This is a genomic window from Cognatitamlana onchidii (assembly GCF_004804355.1).
Taxonomy (GTDB): Bacteria; Bacteroidota; Bacteroidia; order Flavobacteriales; family Flavobacteriaceae; genus Cognatitamlana; species Cognatitamlana onchidii.
The window spans coordinates 212,205-230,760 of sequence record NZ_SRWZ01000007.1 but is presented as its reverse complement, the minus strand read 5'-3'; the positions used below and the strand labels follow the sequence as shown (position 1 = coordinate 230,760).

The 18,556-nt window shown below is 35.3% G+C and carries 8 protein-coding genes; all 8 read right to left on the bottom strand.

The features are described 5' to 3' along the window. Positions 1–5 precede the first annotated feature (5 nt). The 8 genes from E5D58_RS13805 to E5D58_RS13770 all read right to left on the bottom strand — a co-directional run bounded on the left by E5D58_RS13805 (position 6) and on the right by E5D58_RS13770 (position 18,183). Entirely contained in the window at positions 6–2,072 is a 2,067-nt protein-coding gene (locus tag E5D58_RS13805) for a hypothetical protein (protein WP_136482754.1), read from the bottom strand. Between the two features lie 14 nt (positions 2,073–2,086). Next, a complete protein-coding gene (locus E5D58_RS13800; protein ID WP_136482752.1) occupies positions 2,087–3,571 on the bottom strand; it encodes a RagB/SusD family nutrient uptake outer membrane protein in 1,485 nt (494 codons plus the stop codon). A 13-nt stretch (positions 3,572–3,584) separates the two neighbouring features. Continuing rightward, positions 3,585–6,587 carry a SusC/RagA family TonB-linked outer membrane protein gene (locus E5D58_RS13795; protein WP_136482750.1) on the bottom strand — a complete coding sequence of 1,001 codons (3,003 nt, stop codon included), beginning with the start codon at positions 6,585–6,587 and terminating at the stop codon, positions 3,585–3,587. A 229-nt stretch (positions 6,588–6,816) separates the two neighbouring features. After that, positions 6,817–9,630 carry a helix-turn-helix and ligand-binding sensor domain-containing protein gene (locus tag E5D58_RS13790; RefSeq protein WP_235835923.1) on the bottom strand — a complete coding sequence of 938 codons (2,814 nt, stop codon included), beginning with the start codon at positions 9,628–9,630 and terminating at the stop codon, positions 6,817–6,819. Positions 9,631–9,796: 166 nt separating this feature from the next. Then, the gene (locus tag E5D58_RS13785) at positions 9,797–10,471 is read right to left on the bottom strand and encodes a head GIN domain-containing protein (RefSeq protein WP_136482748.1); all 675 of its coding nucleotides are present in this window, start codon (positions 10,469–10,471) and stop codon (positions 9,797–9,799) included. A 70-nt stretch (positions 10,472–10,541) separates the two neighbouring features. Further along, positions 10,542–12,743, bottom strand: coding sequence for a ribonuclease R (gene rnr, locus E5D58_RS13780; RefSeq protein WP_136482746.1), 2,202 nt, complete (start codon positions 12,741–12,743; stop codon positions 10,542–10,544). A gap of 188 nt (positions 12,744–12,931) precedes the next feature. After that, positions 12,932–15,523 (bottom strand): T9SS type A sorting domain-containing protein, encoded by a 2,592-nt coding sequence (locus tag E5D58_RS13775; protein ID WP_136482744.1) that lies wholly within the window; start codon positions 15,521–15,523, stop codon positions 12,932–12,934. A gap of 11 nt (positions 15,524–15,534) precedes the next feature. Continuing rightward, positions 15,535–18,183 carry a T9SS type A sorting domain-containing protein gene (locus tag E5D58_RS13770; protein WP_136482742.1) on the bottom strand — a complete coding sequence of 883 codons (2,649 nt, stop codon included), beginning with the start codon at positions 18,181–18,183 and terminating at the stop codon, positions 15,535–15,537. Between the last annotated feature and the right edge of the window lie 373 nt (positions 18,184–18,556).

Below are 18,556 nucleotides of genomic sequence, written 5' to 3'. Positions count from 1 at the left end.
TTTTTTTAGATTTTTACAAGCTTATATTGCCAATATACTCCGCTACCGGCATCAATGTGTACACTTATTGTATTACTATCAATAAACGTAACGTTATATACTACAGCATCGGGAGCTGTGTTAGGATCTGTAAGTTCTGCCCCGTTGACTGCTTTCGGCAAACCTACATAAGCACCTTTTCCATTCAGCGTAAAGGTTCCTGCAGCACCGTCATAAGTATAGGTTGCAGGGTTTGAACCATCATGAGGTGCAACAGGCGGTCCGCAAGAATCGCCTCCACCTTGCCAAGGCTCTGTCCAAGTGTCAGAACCTTGAACATTTTGGAATGAGCCATCTACTCCAAATACGTATAAGTCGTCATAGTAACAGGCTCTTCCTGTTACACAAGAGTCATCACAATTCCACCAACTTATATCTCCTACCGATGGGCCTACCCCAAGAGCTCCAGCCTCATTAGCCATTTGCCATGTTCCAGTTAACGGCGTAGATACAACTCCTGATCTTATTAATCTGAATTGCCAGAAAGTTCCTCCTCCCACATCAATATTAACACTAATGGTATCATTATCTAAAAACTCTAGATTATAAACGATAGAAGCAGGAGCGTCGCCAGGGCTGGTTAACTCACCTCCATTAAAGGCCTTAGGCAACCCAATAAAGGCTCCAACACCATTCAATGTTAAAGTACCTGCTCCCTCATCATATATATAAGTTGCTGGATTTGATCCGTCGTGCGGTGCCACTGGAGTTCCACAAGCATCTCCGCCGCCTTGCCAACCCTCAATCCAAGAATCTGCACCCAAATCATTTTGGAACGAACCATCATTACCAAAAATGTAAACATCGTCATAATAACACGCTCTAGCTGCTACACAATCTGCATCACAATTCCACCAACTGACATCTCCAACCGAAGGTCCTACCCCTAAAGAACCAGCTTCAGGAGCCATTACCCATTGACCAGGTAACCCAGTTGCTCCGCTTGATGGTATGGTTTGGTTAATATCATCAATGTAGAATGTCCAATTTGAGCTCCCATCTCCAACTGTTCCAAAATCAAAGAAGAAAACTAGCTTTTGATAAGACTGAGACTCATCGATATCAGAGAAATCAATGGTAACTTCTTCCCAAGCACTGTTGCCTGTAAGAGTTGCCTCTTTCTCTATAAATATCTGACCATCATCAAGGTTTTCTAGCTTTAACAATAATTTACCTCCTGCTCTCGGAGACCAAACTTTCATTTTCATTGCCTTCTTCAAGCTGAAATCTATTGGTGAAGACATAGTTATTACAGTTCCAGCCCATACTTCAGGCGCATCCTTAATAATTCTTGCAACTTTAGCTGATGCGTTGCCATTAGTATCAGGGTTATCTATCACAGCGCTCGAAGCACCACCAAAACTGCCCATTGCTGTCTCATCAAACAACTCAAAATCTATAGGAAAAACTACTGGAGCTGAAATCGTTACTGTTTGCTCCAACTCACTAGTTTCTGTGCCTCCACTTAAAGCAACTACCTTAATGTTATAATCGCCAACACCCGGATATTCGTTACTTACAGTACCATCCAACTCTAAAGGTGTTCCTTCCTCATCAGGGTTACTGGTATCAAAGAACACTAAAAAACTTGCAGCAAAATCGGCTGTCGCAGATACATTAAGCAAAAATGGGTTAGCGCCATCTATGGCCGTATTAATTTCAATATTCTCTGGTGCTCTAAACGATACATTAACCGTTTGTGTTCCAGTGGCGGACTTACCGTTAATTCCTGTAGCTTTTATTATCGCCTCATAAGTACCCTCGGCATACATGTGCTCGGCATATTCTCCAGGAGCTAGGGATTCTGAAGGTTCAGAACCGTCACCAAAGTCTACTACAAAACTGGATACACCATTGCCTGTAGGGGTTATTTGGGTAAGTCCCGTATTGTCTGGAATAACATTAACTCCTGCCGAAATATTGGTAGGTGCAGCCACATTATTCACAAAATCTACGTTTTCATCTTTATCACAACCAAAAACCAATAGTATGGCCACTAAACAAAAACTGCTTATATATTTTATTGTTTTCATAATCTCTCTTTTTTTTAATAATTCGGATTCTGTTCCCAATTTCCATTAGCAAACTGAATTTCTTCAATAGGTATAGGAAATACATTATGTTTTCCTTCAACGAAACCAGGAATCCTTGAACCATCACCTGTTCTTACTAAATCGAAAAACCGGTGTCCTTCACCCATAAGTTCTAAACGTCTTTCTTGGGCAATTGCACTTGTTAAATTCGTACCTGTATCTGTAATATCTTTTGAAGCATCGTCTACACCAAAAGCACGTCTTCTTACCCTATTTAAGTATTCTTGCGCTTTAGTGTCTCCTAAACCTCCGCTATTGTAAGCTTCTGCAGCCATAAGCAACACGTCTGCAAAGCGAATAGCTCTATAATTTCCAGGATTCGTTAAGTTTAAATCTCCTGCCGCCTGCTCGCTACGTTTTCTTGGAATGTATTTTCTATTAAAATAACCGGTATGTTCATAGCCTGTTCCAAATGTAGCACCTTCTTGAGCTGCCCATGCTTCAATATCTAAAATGGCGATATCTTTTCTTAAGTCATCATCATCAAATGCATTGTAAGATTCTTCAGTAGGCACATTAAAACTAAATCCAGAAGAAAATAATGGTCCTGTATAATTTCTAATACCGCTAAAACCAATCGCTACATTACCTTCACTACATTGTAAACACTCAAAACCAGCGCCCTCAATATCTGTGTATTGAATTTCGAAAACAGCCTCTATACCATTCTCACCTTCAGCTTCCCAAAGCATTTCATAATCTTCTACTAAATCATAGGGGCCCATTTCTATTAAATTGTCAAAAGCGGCCGTTGCTTCGGCATACTTCTTTTGAAATAGATATGCTTTTCCTAAAAGTGCTTGAGCAGACCCTTTAGTTGCTCTTCCAACCTGAGGTGCCACGTATGTTAAATTTGAAACCGCATAGCTAAGATCGGCTTCTATGAGCGCATAAACATCTGCAACCGGAGCACGAGGTACTGATGTCTCGTCTCCAATTTGAAAACGTGTTTCTTTTAAAGGTACAGGACCAAACCATTTGACCAACTCAAAATAATAGTATGCTCTTAAAAATCTTGCTTCAGCAATTAAAGCGGCTCTACCTTCAAAGTCTGTTTTATCTTGAAACTCAAGAATAAAATTTGTTCTACTTACACCGGCGTACATCCAATTCCAGATATCTCTTAAGTTATCATTAACAGGAGTATGTACCATGTCGTCTATCTGCTGCCACCCGATAACGTCGGTAGCACTTTCTCCGCCACAAAGGGTGTTATCTGATGCTATTTCACCAAGAATGGCATTTGCATAAGACGATTGTAACAAATCGTAAGCCCCTACTAGAGCGTCATAATAATCTGACTCTGAATTAAAGTAGTTTTCTGAGTCAATATTGTATACTTGAACATCTTCTAAGTAAGCATCGCCACAAGAATGAGTTCCAAACGCAACTAGTGCAACAACTAAAGCTTTTGTTATTTTGTTTATATATTTTTTCATCTTGTATATAGTTTTAGATTGATAGGTTTACACCAAGAATAAATTGTCTTGCTACAGGGTAGAATCCATAATCTATACCACCTCCAAGTGCATCTCCACTTGTTGCAGCTGGATCGTAACCATTGTATTTAGTTAACGTAAACGGGTTGTTTACTAATCCGTATATACGTAACTTATTTATACCAATTTTTTCAATCACATCATCGGCTAAAGAATACCCTAACTGCATATTTTGAACTCTTAAGAATGAAGAATCTTCCACAAAGAAATCTGAAAATAGCCTGTTGGTTGTTCCTGCATTGGTTACTCTTGGCACAGAATTACTAGTACCCGGACCCGTCCATCTATCTAAGTATAATTTTAATCGGTTTACGTTAGGTTGATCACGCTCATAGTTTCTTACCGTCTCTTTACCTAATTCTGCATATAAATAGGCTCCGAAATCCCAATTTTTGTAGTCAAAAGTTAGATTAAGTCCCATAATATAATCTGGTTGAGGTTTTCCTATTTTTGTTCTATCGGCATCTGTGATTTCTCCATCGTTATTTATATCTACAAATCGAATATCACCAGGAGAAGCTTCACCTGCTTGGGCTGATCCATCAACCTCTGCTTGAGTTTGAAATAAACCATTTGTTTTATACCCAAGAAAGTATCCAACAGGTTGTCCTGGTTCTAATACAGATATTGGCGGTTGACCAACACTAAACTCACCTCCTCTTGAGGGAATGTTATCTCTTACTTCGATAACCTCTCCTTTAATTTTAGTCACATTATAGTTTACAGCGAAGGATGCTTTTTCGTTAATTTGACTTTTATAACCAATAGCCAATTCAATACCAGTATTTCTGGTAGTACCTGCATTAACAGTTGGTAAACCAGCACCTGGAGCAAAACCTCCAAGAATCCCCGACACGGGGAAATTTTCTATTAGTAAATTCTCTCTGTCCTCAACGAAATAATCTGCAACTATAGTTAGCTTATTATCGAACATGTTTAAGTCTAAACCAACATCAAACTTTTTAGCTGTTTCCCATTGCGCATCTGGATTAGGTATTCTACCACTTGCTCTACCATTTGTAATGCTGCCGTCAAGAACGTAAGTTGCTTCTCCATTAAGTAGAGCTCTATAAAGATCGGCCCCAGTGTTATTACCCAAGGTACCATAACTTGCTCTTAATTTAAGAAAATCAATGGTGTTAGAATCTTCTAAAAAAGGTTCGTCTGAAATTTTCCACCCTGCCGTTACCGAGGAGAAATAATCGATTCTATTTTCTGGAGAAAAATCAGAGGATCCATCTCGACGAATCATTCCGGAAAATAAATATTTGCCTTTGTAGTCGTATTGTACTCTGGCAAAATATGATGATAATCTACTATCGTAAACAAAGGAATTAGCATTTTTTGTTTCGTTAATACCGTCTGCTAATTGTAGTTCTGCAAATTCCCACGAATTATTAGGAACGTCGAAACCTGTACCACTTATGTTATCTCCCCACTCTCTGATAGCACTGGTACCAAGGGTAAACGTGGTATTATGATCTTCAGCAAATGTTTTTTGATACGTTGCAAAGGTTTCCCATGTATACGAGTTGTTTGTATTTCTATATTGATTAACACTACTACGGGGATTATTAAACACTTTACCTGAACCATACTCTACTATTGGGCTAAAAGTTTTGCCTTTATCGTTATAGGACCTAACACCGATACGCGATGTAATGGCTAAACCTTCAATAGGTTTGTAAACTAATTGAAAGGTGCCTTCAATCGCATTGCCTGTATAATCATTATAAGTGTTAGCTATCTGCGATAACGGATTAATAACTTCATTACCTAAAAACCCTGAAGTATCTTCCTCATCTATTGCGTAAGTAGGTGCATAATTAAGCGCATTAAATAAAGGCGTACCTAGTGCATTTTCACCAATAGTTTGTCGGTTTTGATTGAAATAGTTTGCGGAGGTTGTGAACTTAAGTTTTTTGCCAATATCGAAATCTAGTTTGAGTTTCACGTTCGCTCTTCTAAAATTGGATTTTTCTGGCGCTACAATACCTCTTTGATCGATGTAACCGGCACTTACATAATAGGTGCTAGTTTCGCCACCGCCAGAAGCGCTAATGTTGTGATTCATTATGGGAGCTGTACTAAATGCCTCATCTTGCCAATTAGTCCCTACTCCTAAGCCACTTACATCTGGATAAGGCAAAGCTTCACCATTGGCAGCATGACTTTCGTTAATTAACAAAGCATACTCTGTAGCGTTTAAATACGGTAATTCGCGCGACGTTTGTTGAACACCAGTAAAACCATTGTAGTTAATTCTTAAACCTGCATTTCTTTTACCGCTTTTTGTGGTGACTAATACTACCCCATTTGCACCCTCAATCCCATAAATGGCAGCTTGCGCATCCTTTAGAATTGAGAACGACTCAATATCACTTGGATTAATCGTGTTTAACTCCCCCTTATAACCATCAATGATTACCAAAGGTCCATTATCACCATTAGAACTTACACCTCTAATCAGAATATTAAACCCTCCACCAGGAGAGCCTGATGGTGCAGACACCGCAACCCCAGCCGAGGTACCTTGTAAGGCTTGCGCCGCATCTACGGGTTTTAAATCGTCAATAGTTTTGGAATCTACAACGGATACTGCCCCTGTAACATCCTTTTTTTTCTGTGAACCATAACCAATTACGACAACTTCATCAAGTTGTGCTAAGTCTTCTTGCAATTGGATAATTAGTTCTTCACTGCCCGTGATTGTTATTTCCTTTGTTACATATCCTATATAACTGATGGAAATTGTTGACCCCATTTCAACCTCTGTTAATGTAAAGTTACCATCAAAGTCTGTTGTTGTACCTTTGCTAGTCCCTACTACAATAATATTAGCCCCAGGAATTGGAAACTGTGTTTCGTCCTGTACTACTCCACTAATGTCCACAGTCTGGGCACTGGAGTATGCTATAAAGAATAAGGTTAAAATTTTAAATAGCGTGTGTCTCATAAATTGTTAGTTTTTGTTTCTAGTAAAACTATTAAATGATACTATTGATTTGATAAATTACACCTCGACAAAAAACATACATCGTAAAAAAATATGTATTTTTTTATTAAAACCTCAATAATAATGTGGTTTTACCAATAAATGTAAGACTTTAGAAATCTTTCAAAACCAAGCTATTATAAGTAGATGTTGTGGCTCTGTATAGGTAAAAAAAGGAAATGTTGTGTTCTTATATTTCCAAAATATAATCTGTTAAGCTCGATTCATGCTTTAAATTCATTTTTTTTCGCAATCTATAACGCTTAACTTCAACACTTCGAGGTGATATATTTAACAAAGGGGCTATTTCTTTGGATGATAAATTTAGTCTTAGGTATGCACAAAGCCTTAAGTCGTTTGAAGTTAACTCTGGGTGCAATGATTTAATCTTTTTTAGAAAGTCTTTATCGGCATTATTAAATGCTTCCTCAAAGACATGCCAGTCGTCGGTATTATTTAAGTTTCTATCAATAACTTTAATAACTTGCTTAATACTTTTTCCAGTATTATCAGCATTTAGTAATTCCTTTTTAATAGTGTTTAAAAATTCATTCTTTTTAATTAAACTCATCGTCGATATACCCAGCTCACGGTTTTTGTTTTCTATGTCTTGCCTTAATTTTTCATTATTAAAACGCATGAGTTGTTGCTTATTCTCTAACTCCTTTAATTCTAATTTTTGCTGAGACTGTTCTAGCAGTTTCTCTCTTTGCTTTCTGTAGTAGCGTTTGTAAACATTATGCATAAACCAAGAAAACAAAAGGACTATACCAATGTAAAGGCCGATCATTTTATTCGACAAGTACCATGGCCTTTCAATACTAAACGCGTACTCTAGCGTGTTATTTGTGATCTTATTACCAACTCGAGCTCTTACTTTAAAAGTATAGTCACCATAACTTAAATTCTTAAATGACGTTGAGGCACTGGTAGACCATTCGCTCCATTCAGGATAGTTTCCTTCTAATTTAAATTGATATTCTGTATCAATGTACTTGTCAAACTCCGCAACACTATAATTAAACTGAATATTACTCTCATTGTTTTTAAAATTACCATTTTCAAGCATATTAATGGCATGAGGGGTTGTGCCAACTTTTTGCTTTGTTATAGAATTAAAGGTTATTTTATAGTCTTTATTAGGCAACTTATCCAGATCGACAATGGTATATCCCGCTGACGTGCCAACTAAATATTTTTGTTCTTTTAAATAAGCAATATTTTCATAGCCTGTTAAACCACGTGGCAACGACTGAGAAAGCGAAATATTGTTGACCTTTGGTACATCACTTAATTTACCAGGAGATAGATAGTTTAAATTATTCTTGGAAAAAGCCCAAAGGGTATTGGTTTTATGTGAATAAATAAGCTTTCCTGAAGTATACTCTTCATTCTTAAATAATCTGCTTAACAAAGAGTCTTTTACAAAAGTATTGTTAACTTCATTATACTTATGTACCCCATCCTTGTATGCAAACAATAAATTGTCTTTATATTTTACTAGACTTGAATTCAACTCTTTTTCTATGCCAGGAAACTTGTCAATACCCACTGCCCTGGTAAAATCATTATCTAGTTTTATTCTAAAAACTCCTTTATATTCATGACTTACGAAAATGTGATTGTTATAAATTTCAAAATAGCGACTTGATAAATCAAAACCTTGAATCTTATTTCTCAAAACCCATCTGCCTCCAAGCTTTACTAATACGTAAAGTCCGTTACAGTTACCTTGAATTAACAGGTTAGGGTTTTCTGGTAAAGGTTTAATATCCCAGGTACAATGTTGAATATCATTAATTTTTTGAGAATTTACCCCGTTAACTACAGAGGTACCTGTATCATGTCCACAAAACAAGGTATTATTAATTTCTACCAAATTCCAAACAACTTCTTGAATACCCTCGACAATTCGAAACTCGTCATCACTTCCCACCGGTTTATAGAACAAGCCCTGATTAGTGCCTAAATAGAGGTAATCATTAAAAACCGCTGATGTATAAACAGTACCTATCCTACCGTTCTCATCTGTATAAATACTAAAAGGAGATTCGATATTTATGCAATTAATTCCATTTTCAAGAGCTAACCATATATTGTTTTCTTCATCTTCAAAGACCCCATGCACGGTATTGTTACTTAATCCATGAATAACATCAATAGTATAATCTATTTCCCCTGTTGACGTTAAATGAACAATGCCATTAGATCTAGTTCCTAAAATAAAGCTGTCATCTTTTAATTTAATACTTCTAAAAACACTAATTTCTAAAAGTTGTTTATTAGCTGGAATGTCCCACCTGTTTAATATATTTTTCTCTAAAACATAAAACCCATTGTTTTCAGTTTCAATTAGTAATGAACCGTTCCTCTTAAATATATTTACTAATCTATTATTTAATATTACTTCATGGTTTGAAATTAACTTCGCCTCTCCATTTTCAATTTTATAAACCCCCTCATTTATTTTTTGAAAATATATGCTCTCATCTACTTTAAATATTTTGTAGATTATAGTATTCGAATCAATAGTATTGTAACTTTTGTCTGTTTTATTGAAAATATAAATTTTCTTTAAGGATTGAAATAGGATATAATCTTCAAGACTAACTATGTTCCAAAAGTTTTCCTCATCCTCAAACTCTATGTTTAATTTTGTTGATAGAGAGGTATAATGAAGTGTTCCAAACTGGTTTTTTTCCCAATAACCAAACTCACTATTACTTCCAGTATATATTAAATCGTCAATAACGCTAACAGAGCGGATGATGGTTTCATTAGGTGAATTATATAAGGTCCAACGCGCACCATTATACTCTAATAAACCTTTATTATTAGCAACATATATGTTTCTATCTTTAGACTGAGAAACACACCAATTTTGCGTTTCGGCACCATAATCTTTTGCAGAAAATACTTTAATGGGGGGTTGCTCTTGCCCATAAATATTGCACAGATACAACATTACACATAGCCTAAATAGGCATGCCTTAATTAGCTTCACGTTTGTAGTTTTTTAGTTGTAGTGTTACTAAGATAATGAAAATAAGGGCTAGCAAAGCCATTGTATAGTTTTTGTATGGGTTAAAAAATCGTCATAAATTCTCTATACATAAAGAAAAAGCCATCTAATTAGATGGCTTTTTTACGAATATAGTATTGTACTTCGTTTAGTTCATTCGTTTAACCCTACCACCAAAAACATTACTTTCATTAACAGTTTCAGGATTACCGTAAATATAAACGTCGCCACCAGCTCTCATTTTTATATCCACCATTTTAGTAGCATTAACATAGGCCTCTCCAGCAGCATTAATAGATACTTCTGCATTTTCGGACTCTAGGTTTTCTCCTTTAAATTTACCTCCGGTGAATAAGGAGATTTTTTGCTTTTTAGACTGGCCTTCAACCTCGATAATACCACCTGTTACAGCCTTCGAAGTGGTATAAGTAACATTAACAGGAACGTTAATGGTGGCACCTTCTTGGGCATATAATTCTATTTCAAATTGCTTAATGGGCTCCTTAGTTATAACCGATGACCCTTCGTTAGCATCAATAATGTCAATTGTCGTATAAAACAATTTAACATGGGTGTTGGCGCCATCATAAGATTCGTCGAGATCCATTTTTATTTTAAGCTTTCCATTTTTATTAACAAAAACCACTTTACTCGCATTGTCTCCGCTAGCAACTGCTCTATTTTGATCTGACTTTATGAGTTCTACATTTAATAAATCGTAAACCTTTAACTCTTTAAACTCTCCAACGCTTCGTTGCATAGACTCTTGCGAAAAACCTACGAACGCACAAAAAAGAATGCCAAAATAAACTACTATTTTCATGATACTTATGTTTCTATTCTTAGCTAAGATTATCAATAATTGTTCCATTATAAGACTGTAGTTCTATGTTTTATTTATCTTCAAATTTACCTATTAAATTAAAGTCAAGATGCTTTTTAACAAGGTCGGTGTTTTTAACTTTAACAACAACCTCATCGCCAAGCTGATACATAACTTTAGTATTTCGACCTACCATGGCATATAAATCTTGATCGAAAGCATAGTGATCGTCTTTCATATCTCTTACACTAACCATGCCTTCGCATTTATTCGAAATAATTTCTACGTAAATACCCCAATCGGTAACGCCCGAAATAACTCCTACAAATTCTTGATCTTTATGATCTTCCATAAAGCGTATTTGCATATACTTAATAGAATCGCGTTCTGCTTTAGTAGCCAACATTTCCATAGAGCTTGAATGCTGACATTTTTCTTCATAATCTGCCTCATTAGCCGATTTTCCATCATCTAAGTACTGTTGTAGCAAACGGTGCGCCATGACATCTGGATATCGACGAATTGGTGAGGTAAAATGGCTATAATAGTCGAATGCTAAACCGTAATGTCCAATATTATGAGTTGTGTATTCTGCTTTACTCATACTCCTAATGGCAAGTGTGTCTACGAGATTTTGTTCCTTTTTACCAACCACGTCCTTTAATAAATTATTTAAAGAGGCTGTAGTGCTCTTTCTGTCTTTAAAATTAAGCTTATAACCAAACCGGCCTACTACATTTTGTAATGCCGCTAATTTACTGTCGTCCGGCTCATCGTGCACACGATACACAAATGTTTTTTTTGGGTTTTGTTTCCCTATAAACTCAGATACTTTTCGGTTGGCAAGAAGCATAAATTCCTCAATAAGCTTATTAGCATCTTTACTTGTTTTAAAAAATACGCCCTCAGGGTTGTTATCTTTATCTAAATTGAATTTTACTTCCACTTTATCAAAAGAAATAGCTCCATTCCTCATACGTTGTCCTCGCATAATTTTAGCTAACTCGTCCAACTTTAAAATCGCATCTGCTAATTCTTGATGAGTTTGATATGCTTTTCCAGTTAAAGATACTGCTGCAGGAATGGTTGTAGTTTTAGACTCTATAATTGCTTGCGCTTCTTCATAAGCAAATCGAGCATCGCTGTAGGTAACGGTTCTTCCAAACCATTCCTTTTTAATTTCAGCTTTATCATTTATTTGAAATACAGCCGAAAAGGTGTATTTTTCCTCATTAGGACGTAAAGAACAGGCGTTATTGGATAGCACTTCTGGCAACATTGGCACAACCCTATCTACTAAATATACCGAGGTTGCACGGTCGTAAGCTTCGTCATCAAGAACAGTGCCTTCTTTCAAATAATGCGACACATCGGCAATGTGAATACCTATTTCGTATAACCCGTTTTCTAGCACTTTAAAAGATAAAGCATCGTCAAAATCTTTAGCGTCTTTGGGGTCTATGGTAAAAGTTAAATCTTTACGCATATCCCTGCGTTTTGCTATTTCTTCTTTAGTAATAGCGGTGTCTAATTGATTAGCAAATTGTTCTACTTCGTAAGGAAACTCGTGTGTTAAGCCGTATTCAGCTAATATGGCATGAATCTCGGTGTTATGCTCTCCAGGTTTTCCTAGTATTTGTATCACCTTTCCATAGGGAGAATCGGCTTTTTCAGGCCAATCTTCTAGAGAAACCAATACTTTATCACCATCTTCTGCCTTAAGTGTTTTATTGATTGGTACAAAAATATCTTTGTACATCTTATTACTGTCTGGAACAACAAAGGCATAATTACTGTTTTTTTGAATTTGAATAACACCTACATATTCTGACTTTGCTCGCTTTATAATACTAGTGATTTCGCCTTCTATTTTACCGCGTTTTCGTCTTTTATAGACATAAAACTCTACCTCATCGCCGTTTAAGGCTTTATTTATGTTATTCGAGGCTATAAACACATCGTCATCAAAATCTTCGCATATAATGTATCCGCTACCCTTAGCAGACACATCTAAAATACCAACATGATACTCGGTATTAATAATGGCTTTAAACTTACCTCGGTCTACCTGTTGAATTTCTTGCTTAGCAGCGAGTTTAGCAAGTGTTTTTATAATTTGGTTTCTGCTACTGGCATCGTTAACGCCCAATTTAGCGGCTATTTGTTTATAATTAAAGGCTTGGTTTCTATCTTTTTTTAAAATACTTAGAATAGTATTTGTTAGGTTGGAAATTCCTTTTTTTCTGGACTTTCCTTTTCTTTTTTTACTCATGTAATTTTGTAATCATTTCAATATCCTAAGATACAGGAAATTGTGTTAATCAATAATGGTGTTTAAAGGAGAAGACTCATTATTGTTTTAAACAAAACTACAACTTTAATATGAAACCTATATTTCTTTATGATTAATTTATGGAAAAGACCACATTATTGTGAGCCTTGACCTATATAAGTTGATATCTAATCTATCACTATTTTCTTAGCAGATTTACCTTCATTAGTCACCACCTCAATAAAATAAACGCCGCTTGATAATTGACTAACATCTATTTTTGATGAATTTACTGAATATAAATATTGGCTTTGGATGTTGTAGATGTTTACTTGTTTTAATTCTAAATCTTTGTTTAAGTTGATGTTTAAAATATCCTTTACAGGATTTGGGTAATATGAAAAATAATCTCTTTCGAAACTTTTTGTTGATAATAATATTGCTGATAAATCATATACACGAGCATGACCAGAAGAAAGACCATTATCATCATTGTTTGGAGCTCCTATAACTACAACCTTTCCATCTGCAGACAAACTAACACTTGTACCTGAAAAATCTTCTGCTGCTTCACCATCTATATCATTGCCTATTTGTGTCCAAACATCATTTATGTTTTTATAAAGACGTACATGCCCAGAAGCAGTACCATTGCCATTATTAAATGGTGAGCCTATAGCAACAATACTTCCGTCTGATGAGAGTTCTAGACTTAATCCAAAATTATAATTTGCTGCTTCCCCATCTATATCATCACCTATTTGTGTCCATGCATTATTAATATATTTATAAACGCGCACATGTCCAGTATCAGAACCCTCTTCTGTTCCATCATTAAAAGGAGCTCCAATGGCTACAATATTTCCGTCTGAAGATAAACTTAAACTAAATCCAGATGCATCATATTCTGCTTCACCTGTAATATCATTGCCTTTTTGAGTCCAAATGCCATTTATGTTTTCAAAAATATAAACACGTCCTCCTGTTAAGGTATTATCTGAGGGTACACCTACAGCTATAATGGTTCCATTTGAAGATAAGCTTACATTTTGCGCACCTATAGTAAGAGATTGTTCAGTTATATCTTCAGTTAATTTAACCCAATTATTATTTATATTTTCATAAACAATTAAACTATCAATAGCTACAATATTTCCATTTGCTGATAAACTAATGCTTTCTCCAAAATTATTAATAATTGGTTCATATATATCGCTCCCTATTTGTGTCCAATTACCATTATTAAATTCAAAAACTCGAACATAACCAGAATTAAATCCGTTAATTCCATCATGTCTTGGAGCACCAATAGCTACAATGTTTCCGTTTGAAGACATACTTACAGAAGAACCTGATAAATCATGATTAGCTTCTCCAATTATATCATCACCTTTTTGGATCCAATTTCCATTAATATTTTCGTAAATACGTACACTTCCTTTTGCGGAGTCGTATCTAGGAGCGCCAATAGCTAGAATAGTTCCATCTGAAGATAGACTTACACTTTCTCCTAAATTGTCACCCGAAATACCAATATCACCATCAATATCATTTCCTATTTGAGTCCATGTATCGTTTATATTTTCAAACACTCTTATATGACCAGAATTTAGGCCATTCCCAGAATTTCTTGTGGCGCCAATTACTATAGTATTACCATCAGAAGATAGACTTACACTTTCACCAGAATAATCTTGTTTTCCCTCTCCATTAATATCCAATCCAACACTATTCCAAAAAACACCATTATATCTATATACCCTAACAAGACCTGATCTGTAATTATTTGTACTACTCGTTGGCGCACCAATGGCTATAACACTACCATCAGAAGATAAACTAACACTATGTCCTAATCGAATATCTCCTATTTGGGCATCAATATCATTTCCTATTTGAGTCCATGAATTACCAATATTCTCATAAACACGTACATGTCCACTTGAATTTATAGAACCATTGTTATATACAGCTCCTATAGCAACAATACTGCCGTTCGATGATAAGTCTATACTAAAACCTGATTGGTCTCTATTTGCTTCTCCATCAATATCATTTCCTACTTGCGTCCATGTACCAGCTATGTTTTCATAAATACGTGTAAGCCCTGTTCTTAAGTTATTTCCATTAAAACTATGTGGCGCACCAATAGCTAATATATTTCCATCATCAGATAAGCTTAAACTAAATCTAAACCATTCGTTACCTTCACTTTCAATAGTACTTCCTACTTGAGTCCAAATACCAGATATGTTTTTATAAATACTAACATTTTGAGCATTTTGAGCGCCTATTGCTACAATGCTTCCATCTGAGGATAAATTTACACTAAAACCAAATTCATCTCCTGCAGCTGCTCCATTTATATCATTTCCTATTTGCACCCAATTATCATTTATATTTTGGTATATCTTTACATAACCTGAACTTTCTAAATTATTAAAATTTCCTGGCGCTCCAACAGCTACAATACTCCCATCTGAGGATAAACTCACACTTTCTCCTAAATTATCTTGTGATACGTCACCACTAATATCATTTCCTATTTGAATCCAAGTCCCATTTATATTTTTGTAAACACGCAATTGACCTGAGTTGTTTCCATTTATATCGTCATTATTTGGTGTTCCAGCAGCTACTATAGTACCATCTGAAGACATAGCAACACTTTTACCGAAAAGATTGTCTACGTAACTATCTTTTCCGTCAATATCTTGACCTATTTGCGTTTGTCCAATTAGAAAAAACGGACATAATATTAAAATCAATAATTGCTTCATAAACTTATTTTTTAATCAATTATAATCTTCTTAGCAGATTTCCCTTCATTAGTAACCACCTCAATAAAATAAAAACCACTTGATAAATTGCTTACATCTATTTTTGATGATTTTACGGAATACAAATATTGACTTTGCAGATTATAAATATTAACCTGTTTTAGTTCTAAGCCTTTATTTATATTAATATTTAAAAAATCTTTTACGGGATTCGGATAGTATGAAAAATAATCTTTTTCAAAACTTTGTGTTGATAAAACTGCGCTTAAATTATATACACGAACATGACCGGAATCTATGGCATTGCCATCATTTCCAGGAGCTCCTATAGCTACAATACTGCCATCTGAAGATAAGCTTACACTGCTCCCTGATAAATCTCCTTCAGCTTCTCCATTTATACTTGTACCTACTTGTGTCCAAACGTTAGATATGTTTCTATAAATCTTTACATGACCCGTTGTAGCTCCATTACTGTCAATTCCTGCAGCTCCAATAGCAATAATACTGCCATCTGACGATAAACTTACACTTCTTCCAAAAAAATCTCCTGTTATAGCATCATTTATATCTGTACCTATCTGTGTCCAAACATTAGATATATTTTTGTATACCTTAACATAACCAGAATCACCTCCATTTACATCGCTAAAAGGCGCACTTATAGCAACAACATTTCCATTGGATGATAAACTCAATCCGAATCCAAAACGTTCATTAGCTGATTCTCCTTCAATATCATTCCCTATTTGAGTCCAAGTACCTGAAATATTTTCAAAAATACGTACATAGGCTGATGATGTCGGGTTTCCATTATTGAACTCAGAACTAACAGCAACTACATTTCCATTTGAAGCTAGACTTAATCTTATTCCAAAACGATCTCCTGCTCCTTTTCCTGGAATATTATTACCAATTTGAATCCAAGAACCTAATACATTCTCAAAAACACGTACATGACCAGAAGATGAACCATTATCATCATTTTGTGCAGCTCCAATAGCAACAATATTGCCATCAGAGGATAAACCTACACTGTATCCAAATAAATCTCCACGGGCTTGACCATCAATATCTTCACCTATTTGGGTCCAAATTCCTGATACATTCTCAAAAACTCTTGTATGTCCGGAACTTATTCCATTGCCATCATTTCTTACCGCTCCTATTGCAACTACATTTCCATCAGGTGATAAATCTATACTATATCCAGATTCATCTAGTCTCGCTTCACCGTCAATATCATCTCCTATTTGGGTCCAAATTCCCGATACATTTTCTAACACACGAACATGACCAGCTCTTTCTTCACTGCCATTATTTAATCTTGCGCCTATAGCAACGATATTACCATCGGCTGATAAAGAAACGCTTTGACCCGATGAGCCACCTATAGGTTCACCACCATCTATATCGCTACCTACCTGTGTCCAAACATCTGATACATTCTTATAAATTCTAACGTGACCTGAATTAAATCCATTTCCGTCATTTAAAAATGCGCCTATGGCAACCATACTTCCATCGGCGGATAAACTTACCGCTTCACCAGATTGATCCCCTGCTGCTTCTCCATCAATATCACTACCAATTTGAACCCATGAATCATTTATATTTTTATAGATTCTTACATGACCTGAATTTGATCCATTACCATCATTCAATATTGCTCCTATTGCAACAATACCACCATCGGAAGATAAACTTACACTTGACCCAAAAAAATCTCCTTCTGCTTCTCCATCAATATCACTACCTACTTGAACCCATGAATCATTTACATTTTTATAAACTCGTACATGGCCAGAATCTAAACCATTACCGTTATTAAAATAAGCCCCTATAGCCACTATATTCCCATTAGAGGATAAACTAACATTTCTACCTGAGTTATCACCTACTCCTTCTCCATCGATATCGTTACCTATTTGAACCCATGAATCGTTTATATTTTTATAGATTCTTACATGACCTGAATTTGATCCATTACCATCATTGCTCGGAGCTCCAATAGCCACAATACCACCATCAGAAGATAAACATACAGTCCAACCTGATAAATCATCAACAGCTTCACCATCAATATCACTACCCACTTGAACCCATGAATCATTGATATTCTTATAGATTCTTGCATGACCTGAGTTTTCTCCATTACCATCATTAAAATATGCCCCCACAGCCACTATATCTCCATTAGAGGATAAACTTAAACTTACACCGAAACCATCCCCGGCCGACTCCCCATCTATATCATTCCCCACTTGAACCCATGAATCATTTATATTTTTATAAACTCTTATATGGCCTGAATTCGATCCATTACCATTATTAGAAGATGCTCCTATAGCAACTACATTACCATCAGATGATAAACTTACTTCACTGAAATTATCCCCTCTAGCTTCACCATCAATATCACTACCTACTTGAACCCATGAATCATTGATATTCTTATAGATTCTTACATGACCTGAATTTAAACCATTACCATCATTGTTTGGAGCTCCTATAGCAACAACACTTCCATCAGCAGAAAAACTTATAGATCTACCTGAATTATCGCCTGCAATCGTTAATTCTCCATCTATATCATCACCTATTTGGATTTGACTGAATAATAGTAATGGACATAAAATAAAGAAGTAAACTTGTTTCATAATAAAGGTTAATTGTTTAAAATACAATTTAATACATAATTAATACCAAACTGTCCTGTCCAATACTGTATAACATAAACTAAGACGAGTTAGCTTTTTATAGTTATCCACATTATATACTACATATATATTTTCTTTTAAAAATTTTAAAAATAAAATTATAGTTATTATAGTGTGTTAATATGTGGCATAACTTTTTTCTAGTTTATTTTGAAATGTATCTTATTGAAAATTGTTGATAGGAAATAAACAGCTTTTTAAAACTTAACTTATTTATTTTAAAGCTCTAGTAAAATACTATTAACAATTGTTAGAAAACGCTATTAACAAGAATTTTTAATAAATAGTCATGTTAACATGGCTTAAAACTATA